Raw genomic sequence first — 23,783 nt, 5'->3', positions numbered from 1 at the left:
AAACCCTGGAAATCTACGCACCCATCGCCAACCGGCTGGGCATGCACAACGTGCGCGTCGAATTCGAGGACCTGGGCTTCAAGGCCATGTACCCGATGCGCTCGGCGCGCATCTACCAGGCGGTCAAGCGCGCCCGCGGCAACCGCAAGGAACTGGTCAACAAGATCGAAAATTCCCTGGCCCATTGCCTCTCGGTGGATGGCATCGAGGGCGATGTCAGCGGTCGCCAGAAGCACATCTATGGCATCTACAAGAAGATGCGCGGCAAGCGCCGTGCCTTCAACGAGATCATGGACGTGTACGCCTTCCGCATCGTGGTCGACAAGGTCGACACCTGCTACCGCGTGCTGGGCGCCGTGCACAACCTGTACAAGCCCCTGCCAGGCCGCTTCAAGGACTACATCGCGATTCCCAAGGCCAACGGCTACCAGTCGCTGCACACCACCTTGTTCGGCATGCACGGCGTACCGATCGAAATCCAGATCCGCACCCGTGAAATGGAAGAGATGGCCAACAACGGCATCGCCGCCCACTGGCTGTACAAGTCCAGCGACGACGAACAACCCAAGGGCACCCACGCCCGTGCCCGTCAGTGGGTCAAGGGTGTGCTGGAAATGCAGCAACGTGCCGGCAACTCCCTGGAATTCATCGAGAGCGTGAAGATCGACCTGTTTCCGGACGAGGTCTACGTGTTCACGCCCAAGGGCCGCATCATGGAGCTGCCCAAGGGTTCCACGGCGGTGGACTTTGCCTATGCGGTGCATACCGACGTGGGCAACAGCTGCATCGCCTGCCGCATCAACCGACGCCTGGCGCCGCTGTCCGAGCCGCTGCAGAGCGGTTCGACGGTGGAAATCGTCAGTGCACCCGGCGCACGCCCCAACCCGGCCTGGCTCAACTTCGTGGTCACCGGCAAGGCCCGCACCCATATTCGCCATGCCCTGAAGCTGCAACGCCGCTCGGAATCGGTGAACCTGGGCGAACGTCTGCTGAACAAGGTGCTCAACGGTTTCGACAGTGCGCTGGACAAGATTCCTGCCGAGCGCGTTCAGGCCATGCTGGCCGAGTACCGCCTGGAGCTGATCGAAGACCTGCTCGAAGACATCGGCCTGGGCAACCGCATGGCCTATGTCGTGGCGCGACGCCTGCTGGCGACCGATGGCGGCGAGCAGTTGCCCAGCCCCGAAGGGCCGCTGGCCATTCGCGGTACCGAGGGCCTGGTGCTCAGCTATGCCAAATGCTGCACGCCCATCCCCGGCGATCCGATCGTGGGTCACCTGTCGGCGGGCAAGGGCATGGTGGTTCACCTGGAAAACTGCCGCAACATCAGCGAAATCCGCCACAACCCGGAAAAATGCATCCAGCTGGGCTGGGCCAAGGACGTCACCGGCGAGTTCAATGTCGAGTTGCGCGTGGAACTCGAGCACCAGCGCGGCCTGATCGCGTTGCTGGCCAGCAGCGTCAACGCCGCCGACGGCAACATCGAGAAGATCAGCATGGACGAACGCGATGGCCGCATCAGCGTGGTCCAGCTGGTGGTCAGCGTGCACGATCGCGTCCACCTGGCCCGTGTCATCAAGAAACTGCGCGCCCTGGCTGGCGTCACCCGCCTCACGCGCGTGCGTGCCTGAGGCGCGGAACCTTCATTTCAAGGAGCTGTTCATGACCAAGACCGTAATCACCAGCGACAAGGCCCCGGCTGCCATCGGTACCTACTCCCAGGCCATCAAGGCTGGCAATACCGTCTACATGTCCGGCCAGATTCCACTGGACCCTGCCACCATGGAGCTGGTCGAAGGCTTCGAGGCTCAGACCGTGCAGGTGTTCGAGAACCTCAAGTCAGTGGCAGAGGCTGCCGGCGGTTCGTTCAAGGACATCGTCAAGCTCAACATCTTCCTGACCGATCTGAGCCATTTCGCCACCGTCAACGAAGTGATGGGCCGCTACTTCCAGCAGCCTTACCCTGCCCGCGCCGCAATTGGCGTCGCCGCCCTGCCCAAGGGCGCGCAGGTTGAAATGGACGCTATCCTGGTCATCGAATAAGCCGCCCCGCGCGCTGCGGCAATCGTCTGCAGCGCCATTCGCCAGCAAGGACTTCCTTCATGCGTCACGCGCTCGCCCTATCTCTGGCCGCCCTGCTTCTGGGCGGCTGCGCCAGCCACGAAAACGTCGACCCCAACGGCGTCTGGATCAATCAGAAAGCCATCGATGCCGCCGCCAAGGGCGCAAGCCTGCGCCAGGCGCTGTTGGCCAACGGCCCGACACTGGAATGGTCGATCGACACCGTGGCCGGTCAGGCTCGTTTCAGCAATGGCTTCGAAGAGGGCGAGGGCAAGCTGGTGCCCCAGGCCGATGGCCAGTTCAAGGTGGACTTCTACGGCAACGGTGAAGACACCCTGAAAATAGACGGCGCTACCCTGCAACAAGCAGCGAGCGATAACACCCCGGTGCAAACCTTCAGCAAGTCGGCCGCCCCGGCGCGTGCGGATACGCCGGTGGGCGCGACCTTCGAGCAGGCGCTGTACACCGCCTACATGGGCGGCGACTGGAAAGTCGTCGAGGGCCCAGGCCAGGGCGGCGTGGCTCATTTCCTGCCCGACGGACGCATCGATGGCCTGGCGGGCCTGGATCGATACGCGTTGTGCCTGGCGGGTGACTGCGCGGCCATGAGCGGCGAGTTCGACAGCATGTGGCTGGAACAGCAACAGCGCGGCAATGCCTTTATTTTCCGTCGCAACGGCAATCAGCTGGAAATCCTGCAGGCGCTCAACCAGGCCCAGGACGATGAAATGCCCAACCTGGTGCCCGGCACCCGGCGCTGGTTGCTCAGCAAATAGCACCGGGACGAGGCGAGGCTACCGGCTCAGCAAGGCCGCATACCCTTCCCGATAGGTGGGGTACTGCGGCGTCCAGCCCAAGGCGCGTGCACGCGCATTGCTGCAGCGCTTGGAACCAGTGCGGCGGATGCTCTGGGTCTGCGAGCGCTGGGTGACGCCCAGGTACGTGCGCAGCCAATCCACCACCTCGTGCAATGGGGCCGGGGCATCGTCGACGCCTATGTAGCAGTCATCCAGCCCGACGCCACGAGCATCCGCTTCGATCAGAAACGCCAAAAGCCCTGCGGCATCGTCGGCATGAATGCGGTTGCCGTACAGCGGCGGCTGCGACGCGACCTGATAACCCTCGCGTACCTGCCCGGCCAGACGCTCGCGACCGGGCCCATAGATGCCGGTCAGGCGCACGACGGTCGCCGGTTCAGGCGCGCTCAACGCCAGTTGCTCGGCTTCGAGCATCAGGCGCCCGGAAAACCCGCTGGGCGTTACCGGCGAGGTCTCATCGACCCAATCCCCTTCAGTCTGTCCATACACGCTACTGCTGGACACGAAGAACAGACGCCTGGGCGTCTGCCGGTGCTCTGCCAGCCAGCTCAGTACATGGCGCAAGCCGTCGACATAGGCGGCTTGATAGCCCGGCTCGTCGTGTTGCGTGGCGGCCACGCAATACAGCAGGTAATCCAGGGGCTCGCGTGGCCAGGCCTCGGGGCACTGCGCCTGGTGCAGGTCGGCAGCGACGCCGAGTACACCGTCAGGCAACTGCTCGATGTGCCGACGCAGACCGTGCACGCGCCAGTTCGATGCCAACAGGCGGCGGGCGACGCGGCTGCCGATATCGCCGCAACCGGCGATCAATACAGTGGGTGAAGTCATGCGCAAGGCTCCTGAAAGTCAGGCACCGAGCCTACCCTTAGCCGAGGTTTTGCGGCCAGCGGTATTAAATAAGTTACATTATTACTTTTGCTAACAAGAATTACTTGCAATAATACCGCCCCAATCTGTTCTCGGCCTTTCACGAGGCCTTGAAGAACGTGCACCCCTTTTCTTTCTCTTCTCAGGTCCGGCCAGCATGATTCGCAAACACCCTTCCGCTTCGCCAAGCCAGCCACGCGCGTGGAGTGCCATTGCAGCGTTGCTGCTGGGCCTGGCCATCGCTCCGTTGACATTCGCCGACGCCACTGCGCCGAGCAATGCACCTGCCAGTACCGCGACTGCAGCGCCCGCGCAAGCCGCACCGGCATCCCAGCCCGCCGCCACACCTGCACCGAGCGCCGAGCAACCCGCGCCGGCCGAGCAGGCGCTGGTCGAAGACACCACTCTGGGCATGGGTCACGACCTGTCGCCGTGGGGCATGTACCAGAACGCGGACATCGTGGTGAAGGCCGTGATGATCGGCCTGGCCATTGCCTCGATCATCACCTGGACCATCTGGATCGCCAAGGGCTTCGAGCTGCTGGGCGCCAAGCGTCGCCTCAAGGGTGAAATCGCCGCGCTGAAGAAAGCCGCCACCCTCAAGCAGGCGAGCGAAACCGCTTCGCGCAAAGGCACCCTGGCCAACCTGCTGGTCCACGATGCCCTCGAAGAGATGCACCTGTCGGCCAACGCGCGCGAACGTGAAGGCATCAAGGAGCGGGTCAGCTTCCGTCTCGAGCGTCTGGTCGCCGCCTGCGGTCGCAACATGAGCATGGGCACCGGCGTGCTGGCCACCATCGGTTCCACCGCGCCCTTCGTCGGCCTGTTCGGCACCGTGTGGGGCATCATGAACAGCTTCATCGGCATCGCCAAGACCCAGACCACCAACCTCGCCGTGGTCGCACCCGGTATTGCCGAAGCCCTGCTCGCCACCGCACTGGGCCTGGTCGCGGCCATCCCGGCAGTGGTCATCTACAACGTCTTCGCCCGCTCCATCGCCGGCTACAAGGCGCAGGTCTCGGACGCTTCGGCACAGGTGCTGCTGCTGGTCAGCCGTGACCTCGACCACCAGCCAGGCGAGCGCGCAGCTCAGCCGCAGATGGTCAAGGTGGGCTGACCTATGGGCCTGCACCTGAACGAAGGCGGCGATGATCTCGCCGAGAACCATGAAATCAACGTGACGCCGTTCATCGACGTCATGCTGGTGCTGCTGATCATCTTCATGGTCGCCGCCCCGCTGGCCACCGTGGACACGCCCGTGGACCTGCCGGCCAGCACCGCGCAGCCGCAGCCGCGCGATGGCGAACCGGTGTTCCTCTCGGTGCAGGCCGATCTGTCACTGAGCATCAACGACGTGCCGGTCGGCAGCGATGGCCTGAAAGGCGCGCTGGAGCGGCTGACCGCCGGCGACCACGAACAGCGCATCTACCTGCGCGCCGATCAGGCGGTGCCCTATGGCGACCTGATGCAGAGCATGAACGCGCTGCGCGCGGCCGGGTATCGCAGGATCGCGCTGGTCGGGCTGGAGCAGCGCAGCGAATGAGCCGCGACACCGCCGCACCGCTGCGCTGGCTGGGCAGCCTGGCCCTCGTGCTGGCCGTGCATGGCGCGCTGATCGGCGCCGCGCTGTGGTGGCAGCAGCGTGCACCGGTGCGTATCAGCGATACGCCGGTGGAAGCGGTGATGGTGGAACTGGCGCCGGTACCCGAAGCACCGAGCGCACCGCCGAAGGACATCCCGCCCGGGCCGCTTCAGCAGGAACAGCATCGGCCCGAGCCCACGCCGGTGCCGAAGATCGATCTGCCGCCGGACGACAGCCCGGACGCGCAGGACGTGCTGCGTCGCCAGACACCGCGCGAAGACGACCCGACCGACCAGCACAACGTCGATCATACGCTGGCACCGCCGGATGTCTCGGCACGCCCATCCGAGCGCTATGCCGCCACGCAGACCGTGGCCGGCCGCCAGGGCAGCGCGGCGGTCACCTGGCAGGGCCTGCTGCTGGGCCATCTGGAACAGTACCGGCGCTACCCGCGCCAGGCCGAGCGCCTGCGCCAGCAGGGCGTGGCCTATGTACGTTTCTCTGTGGACCGCCAAGGCAACGCCTCCAACATCCGGCTCGGCCAGAGCAGCGGCCATCCGCTGCTGGATGAGGAAACCCTGGCCACGGTGCGTCGGGGCAGCCCGTTGCCGCCGCCGCCGGCCGAGGTGACCGGTGATCCGGTGGAGGTCATGGTACCGGTGACGTTCTTCCTCCGGCGGCGTTGAGGCGTGTGCGGCGGTTGAACGCCGCCCGGACGCGCTGGCATGAAGCCAGCACGTCCGTCGTGACTTACAGCAGCGGCACCAGCAGCAGGGCCACGATGTTGATGATCTTGATCAGCGGATTGATCGCCGGGCCGGCGGTGTCCTTGTAGGGGTCGCCGACCGTATCGCCGGTCACCGCGGCCTTGTGCGCCTCGCTGCCCTTGCCGCCGAAATGGCCATCTTCGATGTACTTTTTGGCGTTGTCCCAGGCACCGCCACCAGTGGTCATCGAAATCGCCACGAACAGGCCGGTGACGATCGTGCCGATCAGCAGGCCGCCGAGCGCGCGCGGCCCGAGCAGCAGGCCGACCACCACCGGTACTGCGACCGGCAACAGCGAGGGGATGATCATTTCGCGGATCGCCGAGCGGGTCAGCAGGTCCACCGCGCGGTCGTACTGCGGCTTGCCGGTACCGTCCATGATCCCGGGGATCTCGCGGAACTGGCGGCGCACTTCCTCAACCACTGCCCCGGCCGCACGGCCCACCGCCTCCATCGCCATCGCACCGAACAGGTAGGGAATCAGGCCGCCGATCAGCAGGCCGATGATCACCTCATGGTTGGACAGGTCGAAGGCGAAGATCTCGCCGGGATTGGCCGCCTGCAGGTTGTGCGTGTAATCGGCGAACAGCACCAGTGCGGCCAGGGCCGCCGAGCCGATTGCATAGCCCTTGGTCACCGCCTTGGTGGTGTTGCCGACCGCATCCAGCGGATCGGTGATGTCGCGGATTTCCGGCGGCAGTTCGGCCATCTCGGCGATGCCACCGGCGTTGTCGGTGATCGGCCCGTAGGCGTCGAGGGCGACAATCATGCCGGCCATCGAGAGCATCGCCGTGGCGGCGATGGCGATGCCGTACAGGCCACCGAAGTAGTGCGCCAGCCAGATCGCCACGCACACCGCGATCACCGGCAGGGCGGTGGACTTCATCGAGACACCGAGGCCGGCGATGATGTTGGTGCCATGCCCGGTGGTGGAGGCCTGCGCCACGTGCTGCACCGGCGTGTACTGGGTGCCGGTGTAGTACTCGGTGATCCACACGATCAGCCCGGTCAGCACCAGCCCGATCAACGCGCAGAAATACAGATCCAGCGCACCGTGCGCGTTGTCCGGCATCAGCTGCGTGGTGATCGGGTAGAACGCGATCGCCGCCAGCACACCGGACACGATCACGCCCTTGTACAGCGCGCCCATGATCGAACCACCGGGCTTCACCTTGACGAACAGCGCGCCGATGATCGAGGCGATGATCGAGACCCCGCCGAGCACCAGCGGATACAGCACCGCATTCGCACCGGCCTCGGCGATCATCAGGTTGCCGAGCAGCATCGTGGCGATCACGGTGACCGCGTAGGTTTCAAACAGGTCCGCAGCCATGCCGGCGCAGTCGCCGACGTTGTCGCCCACGTTGTCGGCGATCACCGCCGGGTTGCGCGGGTCATCCTCGGGAATCCCGGCTTCGACCTTGCCGACCAGGTCCGCGCCGACATCCGCGCCCTTGGTGAAGATGCCGCCGCCCAGCCGCGCGAAGATCGAGATCAGCGACGAGCCAAACGCCAGCCCGACCAGCGCGTGCAACGTCTGCGCGACATCCAGGCCGAGCTTCAACAGCAGCGCGTAGTACCCGGCGACGCCGAGCAGGCCCAGCCCGACGACCAGCATGCCGGTGATCGCGCCGCCGCGGAAGGCGACGTCCATGGCCGCGCTCAGGCCGTTGCGGGCGGCCTCGGCGGTGCGCACGTTGGCACGCACGGAGACGTTCATGCCAATGTAGCCGGCCGCGCCGGAGAGCACGGCACCGATCGCGAAGCCGATCGCGGTGTACCAGCTGAGGAAGATGCCGACCAGCACGAACAGCACGGCACCGGCGATGGCGATGGTCAGGTATTGGCGGTTGAGATAGGCGCGCGCGCCTTCCTGGATGGCGGCGGCGATTTCCTGCATGCGGGCATTGCCGGCCGGTTGCCGGAGGATCCAGCGTGCCGACACGATGCCGTAGAGAATCGCGAGGATGGCGCAGAACAGCGCCAGAGAAAGCCCGTAACGTTCCAGCATGTCCCCTCCCGGGTGATGGAATGACATCCAGTGAACGGATGAACTTCTCCACGCGGGGCACAACAGGCTGCAACCATGAACCAACCCGTTCAGACCGTGCCCGGTCATCAAGCGTGTGGCGGTGTTCAGCAATCCCTGGTGGCCCGAGTATGCGGGCAAATCCTCGATGCACGCCAGCAAGGATTGCAAGCAAACCGCGTGCACGTGCCCGCAGCGCCATCGTGGAAGGAAGGGCCGGTCGCCCGCCGGCAACCCTGCAGGTCCGGACGAGGGCCGCCTTTGCCACGCCGTTCAGCCGTCCACTGGCAGCCTCGGCCCATCCCCAGCCGTTGGAGTCCTGCCATGTCCCCCCGTCATCTGTTGTGGCTGGCCTTGTTGCCCGCCGTGTCCTCCTTCGCCGCCGAAACCCCCGAACTGCAGCGCGCCGCCGGTACGCCGCAGGCGGTAGGCGCGGCGCATACGCTGCGCCAGATTCCCGAAGCCTGTGCACGGCTGGAAGGCGTATTCACAGGTGAGGCGGCACAGCCGTACAAATTCGCCGTGGTCCGCACCAGTGAGCAGTGCCAGCCGCGTGCGCGCTTCGTCGAGTACGACAAGGCGCAGCCCAGCGAGGCCAAGGGCTGGAAACTCAATGATGTGATCCGTGTTCCGAATGCAGCCTGCCCGGCGCAGCAGGCGGTGGTGCGCGTGTGGCGCATGCCGGTCACCACCAAGCCCGAACTCGATGGCCAGGGCCAGTCGCGCATCTACCTGGAAGAGGCCAAGAAGCAGGCCGCCGCCGGCAAGATCGCGCAGGTGCCGATGTTTGCCGCGCAGATGAAGGTCGAGGGCAAGGCCTGCAACTAGTCGCCGACGGGTCGGTCGTACCGGCCGCCCATGGCGGCCGGATACCCGGTGAAGCCAGCCGCTGGCCGGCTCCCGGGAGGGGCTGGGATCTCGCTGCCGCCGGCCAGCGGCCGGCGCTACCGGGGTCGGTCAGCCACTGCCCTGTTGGTTCACGCCTCGAACGCAGGCAGCTTCTTCTTCACCGCCACGTTCTTCAGCGTCACGTACTTCGGCAGCCCATCGGGCCCGTACGGCAGCGGCGCTTCACCTTTGATCAGCGGGGCCAGATACGCCCGCGCCTTGTCGGTGATCCCGAAGCCATCGCGGCGGATGAAGCCGGCCGGCATCTTCTTCTCGTGGTTGGCCACCTTGTGCAGCGGGGCCGCTTCGATTTTCCAGCGGTAGGGCGTGTCGAGGGTGCGCACGATCACCGGCATCACCGCGTTCTGGCCCTTCAGCGCGAACTGCACCGCGGCCTTGCCCACCGCCTGTGCCTGCTCCCAGTCGGTTCTGGAGGCCAGATGGCGCGCCGAGCGCTGCAGATAATCGGGCAGGGTCCAGTGAACCTTGTAGCCCAGCCCATCCTTGACCCGTGCCGCCAGCTGCGAGGCCACACCACCGAGCTGGGTGTGCCCGAACGAATCAGTGCCGCCGCCGGCATCGGCGACGAAGCGGCCATCGGCCGTCTGGATGCCTTCAGAAGCCACCACCACGCAGTAGCCCACGCGTTCGACCACCTGTTTCACCTTGGTCAGGAACGCGGCCTCGTCGTAGGCGCGCTCGGGCAGCAGGATGATGTGCGGGGCGTCATCGGCGCCCTGGCCGGCCAGGCCTGCAGCCGCCGCGAGCCAGCCGGCGTGGCGGCCCATCGCCTCGTAGACGAACACCTTGGTCGAAGTCTCGGCCATCGCGGCCACGTCCAGCGCCGCTTCGCGCACGGAGACGGCGGTGTACTTTGCGGCCGAGCCGAAGCCCGGGCAGGTATCGGTCACCGCCAGATCGTTGTCGATGGTCTTGGGGACGCCGATGCAGGTCAGGTCGTAGTCGAAGGCCTTGGCCAGCTGGGAGACCTTCCAAGCGGTATCGGCCGAATCGTTGCCGCCGTTGTAGAGGAACCAGCGCACATCGTGGGCGCGCAGTACCTCGAGCAGGCGCTCGTACTTGCCGCGGTCGGCCTCCAGCGATTTGAGCTTGTAGCGGCACGAGCCGAACGCCCCGCCGGGGGTATGGGCGAGCGCGGCGATCGCGGCGGCGGTCTCCTTCGAGGTGTCGATCAGGTCCTCGCGGAGTGCGCCCAGAATGCCGTTGCGTGCGGCCAAGACCTTGATTCCTTTGGCCCTTGCCGTGCTGATGACCGCCGAGGCAGTGGCATTGATGACGGCGGTGACGCCGCCTGACTGGGCGTAGAGCAGGGTACCGTTGGGCATGGTGCGACCTTGGTCTGGGGGAAGGACATTGCAGAGACATTACCGGTATGGGGTAAAGTGCGCGTATTGCGGTGCAGCGTGATTGTGGACAATCCCGGGGCGCGCGCCCTTCCATTTTCTTACCACGTTGGAGTCAGGTTGATGCGATTGGTTCTGTTGGGACCGCCCGGTTCGGGCAAGGGGACGCAGGCGACGCGCCTGAAGGAACATCTTTCGATTGCGCACATTTCCACCGGTGACCTGCTGCGTGCCGAAGTGGCCGCGGGGACGGAGCTGGGCAAGCAGGCCAAGGCCGTGATGGACGCCGGCAACCTGGTGTCCGATGACATCCTGCTGGGCATGCTCGAATCGCGCCTGGGCCAGGACGATGTGGCCAAGGGCTTCATCCTCGATGGTTACCCGCGCAACGTGGCCCAGGCCAATGCGCTGGACAGCCTGCTGGCCAAGATCGGCCAGCCGCTGGATGCGGTGGTGCAGCTGGACGTGCCGACCGAACTGCTGGTCGAGCGCATCGCTGGGCGCGCCGCCGAGCAGGGCCGCGCCGATGACAATCCCGACTCGGTGCGTCAGCGCCTGCAGGTCTACAACGACCAGACCGCGCCGGTCGTGGATTTCTACGCCGGCCGCGGCACGCTCGCGCGCGTCGATGGCGTGGGCGAATTGAACGACGTGGAAGCGCGCATCCGCGCCGCGATCCAGGCCTGATGCCGATCGGTGCCGCTACGGCGGCACCGCGCCCGCCGTGCGTTTGCCGGGCCCGGACACACACACGCCCGGCCCCCGAAGGGACCAGGCGTGTGGTTTGAAGGTGCCAGCGGGCGGGCTTGCTCAGAGCCCCGCAGCATGAGCCCCCCTGGGGATGGCCTCTTGGGGAGTAGGACCAATGGGGTACCGCGGCTGGCCCATGGAATTGTGTCCGTCTTCACAGTACGGCGCTATCGGGAATTCCCCGACACCCCGCTGGATTATTCTGATAGTCGACTAGGAGTTGTCTGACGGCGATCTCCATCGACGGTGGTGATCGGCGACAATCGTACGCATGAGCACGATCCACATTCTTGGCATTGCAGGCACTTTCATGGGCGGCGTGGCCGCGCTGGCACGCGAGAAGGGCCATGCGGTCCGCGGCAGCGACCAGGCGATCTACCCGCCGATGTCCACCCAGCTCGAACGCCTCGGCATCGCCCTGGATCCGGGCTACCGCGCCGACAGCGTGGCGCCGGACTGCGACGAGGTCGTGATCGGCAATGCGCTCTCGCGCGGCAATCCCGCCGTGGAAGCGGTGCTCGATGCGGGCCAGCGCTACATCTCCGGTGCCCAGTGGCTGTCCGAGCAGGTGTTGCCCGGCCGCGACACGCTGGCCGTGGCCGGGACGCATGGCAAAACCACCACTACCACCATCCTGACCTGGCTGCTGCACAGCGCCGGGCGTGAGCCGGGCTTCCTGATCGGCGGCGTGGCCGAGGATTTCGGCGTGTCCGCACGGGTCGGCAGCGGCCGTGAGTTCGTGGTCGAGGCCGATGAGTACGACACCGCGTTCTTCGACAAGCGCAGCAAGTTCGTGCACTACCGGCCGCTGGTGGCGATCCTCAACAACCTCGAATACGACCACGCCGACATCTTCCCCGACGTGGCCGCGATCCAGCGCCAGTTCCATCATCTGATCCGCACTGTCCCCGCGCGTGGCCGCCTGATCGTCAACGGGGAAGATGCCTATCTTGCCGAGGTGCTGGCGATGGGCTGCTGGACCCCGGTGGAGCGTTTCGGTTTCGATCCTGCGCTGGAATGGCACGCCGAGCTGGTGGAGGCCGACGGCAGCGTGTTCGTGGTGCACCATCGCGGCGAGCACATCGGTGAAGTGCGCTGGTCGCTGCTCGGTCGCCACAACGTGCTCAACGGGCTCGCTGCGCTGGCCGCCGCGCATGCGGTAGGCGTCGAACTGGCCACGGTGATGCCGGCGCTGGCCGCGTTCCGCAGCGTCAAGCGCCGGCTGGAAGTGATCGGCCAGGCACGCGATGTCACCGTCTACGATGACTTCGCGCATCACCCCACCGCGATCCGCACCACCCTTGAGGGCCTGCGTGCCAGGGTTGGTGAGGCCCGCATCGTGGTGGCGATGGAACCGCGCAGCAATTCCATGCGGCTGGGCGCGCATGCGCAGGCGCTGGCCCCGTCGCTGGACGGTGCCGATGCCGTGGTGTTCCTGCACCGCCCGGAGCTGGCCTGGGATGCGGCCGGCGTGATCGCGGCCGTGCGTGGTGATGCCCACGCGGTGCCCGATACCGATGCGCTGCTGGCCCAGCTGGGCGCAATCACCGCGCCGGGCGACCATGTGGTGTTCATGTCCAACGGGGGCTTCGACGGCGCCCCGCGTCGTTTCCTGGCGCAGCTGCAGCAACCCTGAGTACCGCTGGCCATGACCGACACCGCGTCACTGCCCCTGTTCCCGCTGCACACGGTGCTGCTGCCCGGCGCCGCGCTCGGCCTGCGGGTGTTCGAGCGCCGCTACCTGGACATGCTGCGCGAGTGCAGCCGCGCAGGTACGGCGTTCGGCGTCTGCCTGATCCTGGACGGCGAAGAGGTCGGCGCGCCGGCGCTGCCGGCCGCCTATGGTGTCGAAGCGCGGATCGAAGATTTCGACGTGGGCGCCGATGGCGTGCTGGTGCTGCGCCTGCGTGGCCAGCGCCGCTTCCATGTGGAGCACACCCGCGTGCGCGACAACGGGCTGATCATCGCCGAGGTGACCTGGTGCGCCCCGGACAGCGACGACGAGCTGCAGCCCGAACACGCACTGATGGCCACCGTGCTGGAGCACATCATCGAACAGGCCGGCGCGGCCTTCGCCCCGGTCAATCCGGCCCAGATGGAGCAGGCCAGCTGGGTCGGCTGGCGCCTGGCCGAACTGCTGCCGCTGCAGGATGCCCAGCGCCTGCAACTGCTGCAGCGCGATGACCCGCACCAGCGCCTGCAGGCGCTGCTGGACTGGATGCCGTAACGCGGGGCGTTGCCCCGCTGCACGCACGGCCGGGAAGATCCCGGCCCGGGGTCATTCGGCCGGTGGCATGCGCACGCGCAGCACCGGCATCTCGGTTTCCGGGTGGGTATCGACCTGCTGTGGCAGGCCGTCCAGCGCCTGGCGCACCGCATTGAGCGAGGGGTCGATGCCGCGCATCGGCCGCCACATGCCGATCAGATTGAAGTGCCGCTGGTAGTGCAGCGTCTGCGCACTGCCGAGCCACAACGGTTCATCCACCGGCGCTGACAGGCGCGCCGGTGCCGGCCACAGACGCAGCGCGAAGATCTCATTGGGCGCGTTGCCGGCGCGCAGCATCAGCAGCGATTCGACCTGGGTATCCAGTGTGGCCGGCAGCACCGGCACGGTGTCCTTGTCGCCGGATTTGTCGAGCATCAGCAACGCCTGCTCCCACCCCGCCTGCGGCTGCACCCGCCAGCCCTGGCTTTCCAGGCGGCGCTGCAGCGGCGCCAACGGGCCCGCCACCTGCACGTCCAGCGGCCAGCGCTGATCGTCATCGAACTCATTGCGGCGCGAGGGCAGGTGCTGCCACTCGGTCGCCCACCAGGCCTGGGCATCCAGCGGTGCCGGCGTCGGCTGCGCCGGTTCGAAGCGTGCCAGCTTGACCGGGATGTTGCGCGGGGCGTACCAGAGCGCGGCCACGGCGAAGGTGCCGTAGAACAACCAGGCCACCGGCTTGACCCAGAACGAGCGGTTGAAGCGGCGGCGGTAGGCGATGCCCAGCACCAGCAGCCAGAACAAGCCGAACAGCATGCCGCCGATCACATCGCTCAGCCAATGCGCGCCGAGGTAGATGCGCGCGAAGCCGATCAGGCTGACGATGATGCCCGAGAGCAGGTAAGGCCACACGCGGGTGCGCCCCGGCAATTCGCGCGCGATCAGCACCGCGAAGAAACCGAAGGTGATGGTGGCCATCGTCACCGAGACCGACGGGAAACCGAAGCCGCTGCTCGCATCCGGCGGGCGGACCACGTCCACCGTCGCGCCGAGCAGTTTGCACAGCGCCAGGCCGAAGGCGAGCGCGGCCAGCCAGTGGCCGGGCGCCATCCAGCGCCGGCGCCAGACTAGATAGCCCATGCCGGCGGCGGTGGCCGGCAGCAGGACCTGCCAGGCGCCCAGCGAGGCCAGCGCGGCCATCGGGTAATCGGCCAGCGGATTGCGCAGGGCCAGCATGGCGTGGTGCACGGCCAGATCGACCATCAACGGTTCGCCATGCGCGACCACCGCCATCAGCAGGGCGAACCAGCCCCAGCCGAGCAGCAGCAGCATGACTGCCAGCATCGCCAGCGGCACCGACTCACGGCGCTGCGGGTCGAACACGGCAACCGAGTAACGGCCCAGGGTCGGGTGGCGCTGCGACCACGCCAGCAGGCTGGCCAGCCAGCTGTCCATGCGGGAGGCCGACCAGCGGTAGCCATACAGCACGATGGCCCAGACCAGGCCCATGATCACGCCGAGCAGGCCCAGCACCATCACCAGCCGGCCGGCGACCGCGGCGACGGCGTCATAGGCCTCGCCGAGTACCCAGCCGGGGGCCAGGAACAGGACTGCCCAGGAGAGGCTGGCGATGCCGCTGGCCTGGATGTAGCGCGACAGCGGCATCTTCATCATGCCGGCGATGGCCGGCACGAACGGGCGGATCGCGCCGACATAGCGCGCCACCAGGATGCTCTTGAAGGCATTGCGGCGGAACATCGTTTCGCCACGGTCGAGCAGCTGCGGATATTTGCTGAAGGGCCAGAAACCGCGCAGGCGATCGCCCCAGCGCCGGCCGACCCAGTAGCTGATGCCGTCACCGGCAAACGCGCCCAGGGCGGCGCAGGCCACCGCATACGGCCCGGAGATCTGGCCCAGGCCGATGAATACACCGACGGCGAACAACAGCGGCAACGCGGGCACGATCGCGCCCAGCACGATGACCGCATCGCAGAAGGCAATGAGGAAAATGACCGCACCGGCAAGCACGGGGTGAGCTGAGATCCACGCAAGCGTGGCATCGATCCATGACGAGTCCATCGGAGGATTATAGAGGGGGCAAAGTGACTGACTGCCGGCCAGACAGCGGGAATGTTCGGCATCTGCAGTGAATGAACGCGATCACCCGCCTAGAATGGCGGCATGACACGCCCTGCCGATGCCGCCCCGACCGCCCTCAAAGCCGACAGTTTCGGCCGCATCCTGCTGATGGAGCAGGATGGCCAGTGCTTCGTGCGCCGTGACCTGGAGGCAACGCCCTGGTGGCTGCGTCTGCCCGCCTGGTGGCTGGCCCGGCGCGAGGCGCGCGCGCTGGCGCATCTGGATGGCATGCCCGCCACACCCCGCTTGCTGGGCTGGAACGGCCGCTGGCTGGACCGCAGCTTCATGGCCGGTGACGCCATGTACCAGCGCCCGCCGCAGGGCGACCTGGCGTACTTCCGTGCGGCACGACGCCTGCTGCAGCAGGTCCACCGGCACGGCATCGCGCACAACGACCTGGCCAAGGAAGCCAACTGGCTGGTGCGTGAGGACGGCTCGCCGGCGCTGATCGATTTCCAGTTGGCCGTGATCGGCAACCCGCGCTCGCGCTGGATGCGCCTACTGGCGCGCGAGGATCTGCGTCATCTGCTCAAGCACAAGCGGATGTACTGCCGGCAGTCGCTGACCCCGGTGGAAAAGCGACTGCTCAAGCGCACCTCGTGGGTGCGTGATCTCTGGTTCCGCACCGGCAAGCCGGTCTACCGTTTTGTCACCCGGAAGATCCTGCACTGGGAAGACAACGAGGGGCAGGGGCCGAAGCCCTGAGCGCGCCGGTGCTCAGCGCAGATCGAGGATCTGCTTGCCGCTGAAACGGCGTTGCGCATCGAAATCGTAGGCGACCCGCAGCACGCCATCGTCGGCGCAGGCATGGCAGGTGCGCATCGGCGTGCTGTAGATCAGGCGCACGCCACCGTTGGGCAACGCTTCACTGCCGCTGGCCTCGGCCGGGGCAAAGGGCGAGGCATCCGGGTGCGCATCCAGGAAGGGCTTGACGGTGGCATCGGCGCGCGACATTTCCGGCAGCACGTCCGCATCCACAGCCACCGTGTGCCCGGCGCTGTCGACCAGCAGCGTGCCTTCGTTGGTATTGGCACGGAACGGGTATTCGATGGTGGCGATGCCCACGCCGTCCTGTTCGCGCCAGGCGCTCACATAGCCGGGGTTGCCCTGCGCGCCCAGCTGATGGGCCGCCGCGATGGCCTGCGGGCTGGCCTTGGCCACCTGCATCGCCTTGGACAGGCAATCATCGGCGACCGGCGCCTGGCCGCGGCAGGCATCCACCTCACCGTCCCAGATCGCCGCTTCGCTGAAGGGGGAGGTGCCGCCAGCGGTGCCCGGAACGGTGGCCGCGCCCTGCGTGGCGGAGGCGGCAGGATCGCCAGCGGGTTGGCAGGCGCCGAGCGCCAGCGCCAGGGCCAACGCGGTCAGGGGAAGGCGGATCGCCATCATGTCGCTCATTCCATGCAGAACGTGAACGCCCAGTATCGACGCGGCGCATGAATCCGGCGTGTGCGCCGGGGCGGCATAATGCGGATTCACTGCACTCGCACCCAAGGAATTCCGCGCATGGCCAGTCTGCAAGGCAAAACCCTGTTCATCACCGGCGCTTCGCGCGGCATCGGCCTGGCCATTGCATTGCGTGCGGCACGTGACGGCGCCAACATCGCGATCGCGGCCAAATCCTCGGTGCCCAATCCGAAGCTGCCCGGCACGATCCACAGCGCTGCCGACGCAGTGACCGCCGCAGGCGGGCAGGGGCTGGCGCTGAAGTGCGACATCCGCGAAGAAGACCAGGTGCGCGCGGCCGTCGCCGCCACGGTGGATACCTTCGGTGGCATCGACATCCTGATCAACAATGCCAGCGCGATCTGGCTGCGCGGCACGCTGGATACGCCGATGAAGCGCTTCGACCTGATGCAGCAGGTCAACGCACGCGGCAGCTTCCTGTGTGCCCAGGCCTGCCTGCCGCACCTGCTGCAGGCGCCCAATCCACACATCCTCACTCTGGCCCCGCCGCCGAGTCTGGACCCGAAGTGGTGGGCACCGCATACCGGCTACACCCTGGCGAAGATGGGCATGAGCTTCGTCACGCTGGGCCTGGCCGCCGAGTTCGGTCCGCAGGGCGTGGCCGTCAATGCGTTGTGGCCGCGGACCGTGATCGCCACCGATGCGATCAACATGATTCCGGGTGTGGACATCGGTGGCTGCCGCACGCCGGCGATCCTTGCCGATGCCGCACACGCGGTGCTGACGCGTGAGGCGGCTGGTTTCAGTGGGCAGTTCCTGCTCGATGACGAGGTGCTGGCGCAGGCCGGCATCACCGATCTGAGTGGCTACGCTGTCGATCCGTCGCGCCCGCTGATGCCGGACCTGTTCCTGGATTGACGCGCGCGGAGTGCACGCCGCATGTCTGCGATGACAGCGGCTGCACACACCGGGCTGGTATGGTGCGGGCCCCAATTTGTATGGACACTCGCATGTCATTTCGCACACGGACCGCGCCGCTTGCCGCTGCCATCGCATTGATCAGCCTGCTCGGCGCCTGCAGCAAGGGGCCGGGCAGCACTGCCGACACCCAGGGCGTGGAGAAGGTGAACGCCTACATCGCCTGCTTCAATGCCGTTGAGCAGCCGATCCACGAAGGCTTCCAGCAGTACATCGGCTGGATGCAGGACCCGGAGGCGGGTCCGACCGGCAACGAGAAGCAGGTGCGTGGGCCAGGTACGGTGCTCTCGCATCGCGTGGACGCCTGCAACGCGCCGATGGTGGCCGCGCTGGCGATGACGCCGGCAGAGCCCGAGCTGGATCCGGCGGCGAGTGCCTACCAGAAGACGTTCGTCGACCTGTATGCCTTGATAGAGCAGGCCGACCGTTACTACAGCCGTGAGGACTACCTGCGCGATGATCATGCCGGGATGCGCACCCAGCATGCGCCGTTGATGAAGGCCTATATGGCCTTCTTCGACGCAGGGACCGCGCTGGATGCCGCGCTTGAAAAGCGCGAAGACGAACGCCGCGCCGAACAGCTCAAGCAGATCGAAGCCTCCGAAGGGCGCTCGCTGGCGTATTACCAGATCAAGATCCTCGGCGATGGCAAGCAGCTGACCCAACTGCTCAACAGCGAGACCCCGGATCTGGCGGTGGCGCGCACCCGGCTTGCCGCGTTCCAGGCCCTGCTGCAGCAGGCGCAGGATGACAAGGTCGGCAAGGGCGATGCGATGTGGGGGCACGTGGAGCGTGCCGCCGATGCGCTGGCCCGCGATGCCGGCCGGCGCATCGAGCGCGTGGAATCCGGCAAGCCGTATACCCGCAGCGAGCAGATGCTGATGGAGAGCGGTGGGCGGATCAACAACCCGCAGGGCTCGGCCGAAGCCTTGCTGGTCAGCTACAACGACCTGGTCGACATGAGCAACCGCATGGCACGCTCCAGCGGCGCGCGCTGAGCGTGCGCGGGGCGGGCGGCCAGGCGGCCCGCCCCAGGGTGATCAGAGGTTGAAGACCGGTGGCAGTTTGTCGCCGCAATGGCGGCAGTGCACCGCATCCGGTTCGTGGCCTTCCAGACCACAGTGCGGGCAGCCGCGCGCATCCCGGCGCGCGGCGTGCTCGGCATCGCGCATGGTGTTGGCCAGTTCGGCGGTGTAGATGCCGGTCGGCACGGCGATGATGCTGTAACCGATCAGGATCAGCACCGAGGTGACGAAGCGGCCGAGCACGGTCTGCGGCACGATGTCGCCGAAGCCCACCGTGGCCATGGTCACCACCGCCCAGTACATGCTGCTGGGGATGCTGGTGAAGCCGTGGTTGGGGCCTTCGATCACGTACATCATGGTGCCGGCGATGATGGTGATGGTGATCACCGTGAACAGGAACAGCAGCACCTTGCGGCGGCTGCGCCACAGCGATTCCATCAGCACGCCGCTTTCTTCGATGTAGCGGGTCAGCTTGAGGATCCGGAACACCCGCAGGATGCGCAGCGCGCGTACCACCAGCAGGCTCTGGGCGCCGGGGATGAACAGCGACAGGTAGGTCGGCAGGATCGAGGCCAGGTCGATGATGCCCCAGATACTGAATGCGTAGCGCAGCGGGCGTTTGACCACCACCAGCCGCAGCAGGTACTCGGCGGTGAACACGATCGTGAAGCCCCATTCCAGCACGTACAGCCAGTCGGCATAGGCCGCGTGGAAGCGCTGCACGCTGTCGAACATGACCACCACCACGCTGGCGATGATCGCGTAGACCAGCAGCAGGTCGAAATTGCGCGAGGGCCGGGTGTCGTGGCGGTAGATGATGTCGAACCACTGGCGGCGCCAGCCGGACTCGGTGGCGGGGTTGAGCTGGGGGGCGGTGAACGGTCGCATGGGGCGCATTGTGCCCCACCGGCCCAAAGCGCGAGAATGGGCTCTTTCCTGAGCCCCCTGACTGCCATGACCGCCGCTGCCACCGATCCGCTGTTGTCCCTGTCGCATTACTACCTGCCGGTCTACAAGCCGCGCCAGGTGGTGCTCGAGCGCGGCCAGGGCGCGCGCGTCTGGGACAACCAGGGCCGCGAGTTCATCGACCTGGCCGCCGGCATCGCCGTGTGCGGCCTGGGCCACAACGATCCGGACCTGAAGGCCGCGCTGATCGAGCAGGCGGGCAAGCTGTGGCACACCAGCAACGTGTTCTACAGCGAGCCGCCGCTGCGCCTGGCCGAAGAACTGGTCACCGCCTCGCGCTTCGCCGAGCGGGTGTTCCTGTGCAACTCCGGCGCCGAAGCCAATGAGGTGGCGATCAAGCTGGTCCGCAAGTGGGCCTCCTCGCTGGGCCGGCCTGCGCACCAGCGCGTGATCGTGACCTTCCGCGGCAGCTTCCACGGCCGCACCCTGGCCGCGGTCACCGCCACCGCCCAGCCGAAGTACCAGGAAGGCTACGAGCCGCTGCCCGCTGGCTTCCGTTATGTCGACTTCAACGACGAGGTCCAGCTGGAAACCGCGATGGCCGCCGGCGATGTGGCTGCGGTGATGCTGGAGCCGATCCAGGGCGAGGGCGGCGTGATGCCGGCCAAGCCGGGCTTCCTGCAGCGCGTGCGCGCGCTGTGCGACCAGCACAACGCGCTGGTCGTGCTGGATGAAATCCAGGCCGGCATGGGCCGCACCGGCACCCTGTTCGCGCATTGGCAGGACAACATCACGCCGGACATCGTCACCCTGGCCAAGGCGCTGGGCGGCGGCTTCCCGATCGGCGCGATGCTGGCCGGCCCCAAGGTGGCCGAGGTGATGCAGTTCGGCGCCCACGGCACCACCTTCGGTGGCAACCCGCTGGCCGCGGCCGTCGCCCGCGTGGCACTGCGCAAGCTGTCTTCGCCGGAGATCGCACACAACGTCAGCCGTCAGTCGCAGGCGCTGCGCGATGGCCTTGGCAAGATCAACGACGAGTTCAAGGTGTTCAGCCAGGTCCGTGGTCGCGGCCTGATGCTGGGCGCGGTGCTGGACAAGGATTTCGCCGGCCAGGCGGGTCCCATCCTCGACCACGCCGCCGAGCACGGCCTGCTGACCCTGCAGGCCGGCCCGGACGTGCTGCGCTTCGTGCCGTCGCTGAACATCACCGATGAAGAAATCGCCGAAGGCCTGAAGCGTCTGCGCGCGGCGGTGCAATCCTTCATCGCCTCGCGATAACCAGCAGCGGTAGAGCCGACCGTTGGTCGGCTGCTGTTGTTCCGGGCGAGCCTGGCCGACCAACGGTCGGCTCTACGGCAGGGCGTACCGCTTGATGACCTTGCCGAGCGCGCGGCTGTCTGTCGCGGTCTCGGCCTGCAGGCCGGCCTGGCGCGCACCGCGCACGTTGGTGAACAGGTCATCGATAAACAGCGTGCGCTCGGCACGCGCGCCCAACAGCGCCACCGCCTGCGTGAACACCGCCGGATCCGGCTTGCGTCGCCCCAGCGCACCGCTGCACAGGATGCGGCCGTGCAGGGCGCCGGCGAGGCTCGGCAGCAGCAGTGGAATCGTCTGCGCCATCAATGCCCCGTTGTTGGTCAGTATGCCGATCGGCAACGTGCGCGCGATCCGTTCGATGCGCTCGATCACGCCCGCTTCCGGCGCGCACGCGGCGATGCGCGCGGCCTGCCACTGCGCACTGCTGATCGTGACGTGCAGCGCTTCCCCCAGTTGCCGCAGGTAGGCATCGGTCGCCATGCCGGTGTCGTAGGCGCGTTCCAGCCCACTGTCGAACAATGCCGCCTGCACCTGCGCAGGGCTGCAGCCGACGCTCGCGGCCAGATGGCGCACCCGCAGATGCCGCGCATAGCGCACCAGCACGCCGTCGAAATCCAGCAGCAGGCACTCGATAACACGCGGCATGGGGCAGTCTCGTCCAGGTCCAAGGCTGACCGTAACCCAGCCGGTGCCTGCGCTGCGACATCGCGTCGCACGTCGCCTGCACGGGCGATCACTAGAATCGCGGGGACTGCCTGATGGAGATCGCCTTGAAACTGCTTGCCCCCGTGTTGCTTGCCGGCCTGATGCTGGCCCCGGCCGCCCATGCGCGTGTCTGCGCGATCGCCATCGACAGCACCGACCAGATGAGCTTCAGCCAGAAGGAACTCAAGGTCGCGGCCGACTGCACCCAGGTGAAGCTGACCCTGCGCCACACCGGCAAGCTCGCNNCGCCGCGCCCACGATGGGCCACAACTGGGTCCTGACCCGCGCGGCGGATTACCAGCCGGTGGCGATGGCCGGCATGCGCACGTCCATGGCCGACAGCTACCTGCCCAAGGGCGATGCCCGCGTGCTGGCGCATACCGCGGTGATCGGCGGCGGCCAGAGCACCAGCGTCACCTTCTCCACCGCCAAGCTGACCAAGGGCGGTGACTACACGTTCTTCTGCTCGTTCCCGGGCCACTTCGCGATGATGAAGGGCCGCTTCGTATTCGGTTGAAACAACAGGGACGGAGGTAGTTATTAATTACCCCCGTCCCCATTTCTGTCAGCCTTTGACGACCTTGAAGGCTTCGCGCGCGGCCGCCAGCGTTGCATCGATGATGCTGTCGTCGTGGGCGCTGGACAGGAAACCGGCCTCGTACGCCGAGGGGGCGAGGAACACGCCGCGCTCCAGCATCGCGTGGAAGAAGGTGTTGAACGCGGTGATGTCGCACGCAACGGCCTGCGCGTAGGTTTCCACCTTCTGGTCGGTGAAGAACAGGCCGAACATGGCGCCGACCTGGGTGGTCGTCACTGCCACGCCGGCCTCGGCGGCGGCGGCTTCCAGCCCGGCGCACAGGCGTGCAGCAGCAGCCCCCAGGCGATCATGGAAGCCCGGTTCCTGCACCAGTTCCAGCATCGCCAGGCCGGCGGCCATCGCCACCGGATTGCCGCTCAGCGTGCCCGCCTGGTAAATCGGGCCGGCCGGGGAAATCTGCGACATCAGCTCGCGGCGCCCGCCATAGGCACCCACCGGCATGCCGCCGCCGATGATCTTGCCGAAGGTGGTCAGGTCCGGGGTGACGCCGTAATGCGCCTGCGCGCCACCGAGGGCCACGCGGAAGCCGGTCATCACTTCGTCGAAGATCAGCACCGTGCCGTATTGCGTGCACAGCGCGCGCAGGTGCTGGAGGTAGCCCTCGCGCGGCGGGATGCAGTTGGCGTTGCCGACCACCGGCTCGATGATCAGGCCCGCGATGTGCTCGCCCTGTTCGGCGAACAGCGCAGTGGCCGCGTCGACATCGTTGTAGGGCAGGGTCAGGGNNGGCGCCGCGCGCCAGCCGGATCGCCGACAGCGTGGCCTCGGTACCCGAATTGACCATGCGCACCATCTCGCAGGACGGCACCAGCCGGGTCAGCGTTTCAGCCATGGTGACCTCGGCTTCGCACGGCGCCCCGAAGGAAAGCCCGTTGCCGATCGCCTGCTTGACCGCCTGGCGCACCGCGGTGTGGTTGTGGCCGACGATCATCGGGCCCCACGAGCCGACGTAATCGATGTAGCGGTTGCCGTCCACGTCGTACAGGTACGGACCATCGGCACGCTGCACGAAGAACGGTTCGCCACCGACCGACTTGAACGCACGTACCGGCGAGTTGACGCCGCCCGGCAGCAGTTTCTGGGCACGGGTGAACAGGGCGTGGGACTGGTCGTGGTTCATGCGGTCGTATCCTGGAAGCAAGCGAGATAAGCGTGCAGCGTGGCGACCGGGTCGGGCGCGGCGTACACGCTGCTGATGACGGCGACCAGATCGGCCCCGGCAGCGATCAGCGGTGTCACATTGTCCGGGCTCAGCCCGCCGATCGCCACCCGCGGCACGCCCAGTGCGGCGCTTTGCCGCAGCAGGTCCGGTGGGGCGCGGCGGGTGGTGGCCTTGCTGGTGCTGGGGAAGAAGGCCCCGAAGGCGACGTAGCTGGCGC

Annotated in this window: 23 protein-coding genes and 1 pseudogene; 15 read left to right on the top strand and 9 right to left on the bottom strand. The window is 67.0% G+C overall.

What is annotated here, in order from left to right; all coding sequences use genetic code 11:
- The 3 genes from B2V21_RS09340 to B2V21_RS09330 form a co-directional block, all read left to right on the top strand.
- Window positions 1–1,631: RelA/SpoT family protein (locus B2V21_RS09340; protein WP_286916695.1), on the top strand; the 1,631-nt coding region annotated here is incomplete at its 5' end.
- 31 nt (window positions 1,632–1,662) lie between these two features.
- Window positions 1,663–2,043 (top strand): RidA family protein, encoded by a 381-nt coding sequence (locus B2V21_RS09335; protein WP_049860371.1) that lies wholly within the window; start codon window positions 1,663–1,665, stop codon window positions 2,041–2,043.
- A 59-nt stretch (window positions 2,044–2,102) separates the two neighbouring features.
- Window positions 2,103–2,837, top strand: coding sequence for a hypothetical protein (locus B2V21_RS09330; protein ID WP_049860372.1), 735 nt, complete (start codon window positions 2,103–2,105; stop codon window positions 2,835–2,837).
- An 18-nt stretch (window positions 2,838–2,855) separates the two neighbouring features.
- Here B2V21_RS09330 and B2V21_RS09325 read toward each other — a convergent pair whose 3' ends face one another.
- A complete protein-coding gene (locus tag B2V21_RS09325) occupies window positions 2,856–3,707 on the bottom strand; it encodes an SDR family oxidoreductase (protein ID WP_049860373.1) in 852 nt (283 codons plus the stop codon).
- Window positions 3,708–3,903: 196 nt separating this feature from the next.
- On the opposite strand from B2V21_RS09325, the gene exbB reads away from it, so the two are divergent.
- Genes exbB through B2V21_RS09310 form a run of 3 tightly spaced genes read left to right on the top strand, consistent with a single transcriptional unit; the run spans window position 3,904 to window position 6,014 of the window.
- A complete protein-coding gene (exbB, locus tag B2V21_RS09320) occupies window positions 3,904–4,863 on the top strand; it encodes a tonB-system energizer ExbB (RefSeq protein ID WP_049860374.1) in 960 nt (319 codons plus the stop codon).
- Between the two features lie 3 nt (window positions 4,864–4,866).
- Entirely contained in the window at window positions 4,867–5,289 is a 423-nt protein-coding gene (gene exbD, locus B2V21_RS09315; protein ID WP_286916694.1) for a TonB system transport protein ExbD, read from the top strand.
- On the top strand, window positions 5,286–6,014 hold the full coding sequence (locus B2V21_RS09310) for an energy transducer TonB (protein WP_286916693.1): 729 nt from the start codon (window positions 5,286–5,288) through the stop codon (window positions 6,012–6,014). Before exbD ends, B2V21_RS09310 begins: the two co-directional genes overlap by 4 nt.
- A gap of 64 nt (window positions 6,015–6,078) precedes the next feature.
- On the opposite strand, the gene B2V21_RS09305 is transcribed toward B2V21_RS09310, so the two are convergent.
- On the bottom strand, window positions 6,079–8,106 hold the full coding sequence (locus tag B2V21_RS09305) for a sodium-translocating pyrophosphatase (protein WP_286916692.1): 2,028 nt from the start codon (window positions 8,104–8,106) through the stop codon (window positions 6,079–6,081).
- A gap of 342 nt (window positions 8,107–8,448) precedes the next feature.
- Between B2V21_RS09305 and B2V21_RS09300 the strand changes: the two genes are divergently transcribed.
- The gene (locus B2V21_RS09300; protein ID WP_286916691.1) at window positions 8,449–8,952 is read left to right on the top strand and encodes a hypothetical protein; all 504 of its coding nucleotides are present in this window, start codon (window positions 8,449–8,451) and stop codon (window positions 8,950–8,952) included.
- Between the two features lie 149 nt (window positions 8,953–9,101).
- On the opposite strand, the gene B2V21_RS09295 is transcribed toward B2V21_RS09300, so the two are convergent.
- Window positions 9,102–10,358, bottom strand: coding sequence for a 6-phosphofructokinase (locus B2V21_RS09295; protein WP_286916690.1), 1,257 nt, complete (start codon window positions 10,356–10,358; stop codon window positions 9,102–9,104).
- A 141-nt stretch (window positions 10,359–10,499) separates the two neighbouring features.
- On the opposite strand from B2V21_RS09295, the gene B2V21_RS09290 reads away from it, so the two are divergent.
- From B2V21_RS09290 to B2V21_RS09280, 3 genes are all read left to right on the top strand, one after another.
- Complete coding sequence (locus tag B2V21_RS09290) at window positions 10,500–11,063, top strand: adenylate kinase (protein ID WP_286916689.1); 564 nt, start codon at window positions 10,500–10,502, stop codon at window positions 11,061–11,063.
- A 334-nt stretch (window positions 11,064–11,397) separates the two neighbouring features.
- On the top strand, window positions 11,398–12,762 hold the full coding sequence (gene mpl / locus B2V21_RS09285) for a UDP-N-acetylmuramate:L-alanyl-gamma-D-glutamyl-meso-diaminopimelate ligase (RefSeq protein ID WP_286916688.1): 1,365 nt from the start codon (window positions 11,398–11,400) through the stop codon (window positions 12,760–12,762).
- A 12-nt stretch (window positions 12,763–12,774) separates the two neighbouring features.
- Window positions 12,775–13,353, top strand: a complete 579-nt coding sequence (locus B2V21_RS09280) for an LON peptidase substrate-binding domain-containing protein (protein ID WP_088432649.1) — start codon at window positions 12,775–12,777, stop codon at window positions 13,351–13,353.
- 51 nt (window positions 13,354–13,404) lie between these two features.
- On the opposite strand, the gene B2V21_RS09275 is transcribed toward B2V21_RS09280, so the two are convergent.
- Window positions 13,405–15,408, bottom strand: a complete 2,004-nt coding sequence (locus tag B2V21_RS09275) for a bifunctional DedA family/phosphatase PAP2 family protein (protein WP_286916687.1) — start codon at window positions 15,406–15,408, stop codon at window positions 13,405–13,407.
- A gap of 102 nt (window positions 15,409–15,510) precedes the next feature.
- On the opposite strand from B2V21_RS09275, the gene B2V21_RS09270 reads away from it, so the two are divergent.
- The gene (locus B2V21_RS09270; protein ID WP_286916686.1) at window positions 15,511–16,173 is read left to right on the top strand and encodes a serine/threonine-protein kinase; all 663 of its coding nucleotides are present in this window, start codon (window positions 15,511–15,513) and stop codon (window positions 16,171–16,173) included.
- 12 nt (window positions 16,174–16,185) lie between these two features.
- Here the strand turns inward: B2V21_RS09270 and B2V21_RS09265 are convergent, their stop codons facing one another.
- Window positions 16,186–16,857 (bottom strand): hypothetical protein, encoded by a 672-nt coding sequence (locus B2V21_RS09265; RefSeq protein WP_286916685.1) that lies wholly within the window; start codon window positions 16,855–16,857, stop codon window positions 16,186–16,188.
- Between the two features lie 117 nt (window positions 16,858–16,974).
- Between B2V21_RS09265 and B2V21_RS09260 the strand changes: the two genes are divergently transcribed.
- Together B2V21_RS09260 and B2V21_RS09255 are read left to right on the top strand one after the other, a co-directional pair.
- The gene (locus B2V21_RS09260) at window positions 16,975–17,793 is read left to right on the top strand and encodes an SDR family oxidoreductase (RefSeq protein ID WP_286916684.1); all 819 of its coding nucleotides are present in this window, start codon (window positions 16,975–16,977) and stop codon (window positions 17,791–17,793) included.
- 92 nt (window positions 17,794–17,885) lie between these two features.
- A complete protein-coding gene (locus B2V21_RS09255) occupies window positions 17,886–18,851 on the top strand; it encodes a YiiG family protein (protein ID WP_286916683.1) in 966 nt (321 codons plus the stop codon).
- A gap of 42 nt (window positions 18,852–18,893) precedes the next feature.
- On the opposite strand, the gene B2V21_RS09250 is transcribed toward B2V21_RS09255, so the two are convergent.
- Window positions 18,894–19,775: an ion transporter gene (locus B2V21_RS09250; protein WP_286916682.1), complete on the bottom strand. Its 882-nt coding sequence runs from the start codon at window positions 19,773–19,775 to the stop codon at window positions 18,894–18,896.
- 57 nt (window positions 19,776–19,832) lie between these two features.
- Here B2V21_RS09250 and B2V21_RS09245 point away from each other — a divergent pair, with 57 nt between their 5' ends.
- Window positions 19,833–21,062 carry an acetylornithine transaminase gene (locus B2V21_RS09245; RefSeq protein WP_414708382.1) on the top strand — a complete coding sequence of 410 codons (1,230 nt, stop codon included), beginning with the start codon at window positions 19,833–19,835 and terminating at the stop codon, window positions 21,060–21,062.
- A gap of 72 nt (window positions 21,063–21,134) precedes the next feature.
- On the opposite strand, the gene B2V21_RS09240 is transcribed toward B2V21_RS09245, so the two are convergent.
- On the bottom strand, window positions 21,135–21,746 hold the full coding sequence (locus B2V21_RS09240) for an HAD-IA family hydrolase (protein ID WP_286916680.1): 612 nt from the start codon (window positions 21,744–21,746) through the stop codon (window positions 21,135–21,137).
- A 319-nt stretch (window positions 21,747–22,065) separates the two neighbouring features.
- On the opposite strand from B2V21_RS09240, the gene azu reads away from it, so the two are divergent.
- A complete protein-coding gene (gene azu / locus B2V21_RS09235; RefSeq protein WP_286916679.1) occupies window positions 22,066–22,323 on the top strand; it encodes an azurin in 258 nt (85 codons plus the stop codon).
- Window positions 22,324–22,371: 48 nt separating this feature from the next.
- Here azu and hemL read toward each other — a convergent pair.
- Window positions 22,372–23,524: pseudogene (gene hemL / locus B2V21_RS09230) on the bottom strand (glutamate-1-semialdehyde 2,1-aminomutase).
- On the bottom strand, window positions 23,521–23,783 hold a 263-nt coding region (locus B2V21_RS09225), incomplete at its 5' end, for a thiamine phosphate synthase (RefSeq protein WP_286916678.1). The pseudogene hemL and the gene B2V21_RS09225, both read right to left, overlap by 4 nt.

It is taken from the genome of Pseudomonas sp. UBA6276, from assembly GCF_002438365.1.
In the GTDB taxonomy this organism is placed as follows: Bacteria; Pseudomonadota; Gammaproteobacteria; order Pseudomonadales; family Pseudomonadaceae; genus Aquipseudomonas; species Aquipseudomonas coleopterorum.
Note: the sequence above shows the minus strand (reverse complement) of the source record. Positions and strands in the feature narration are given on the sequence as shown.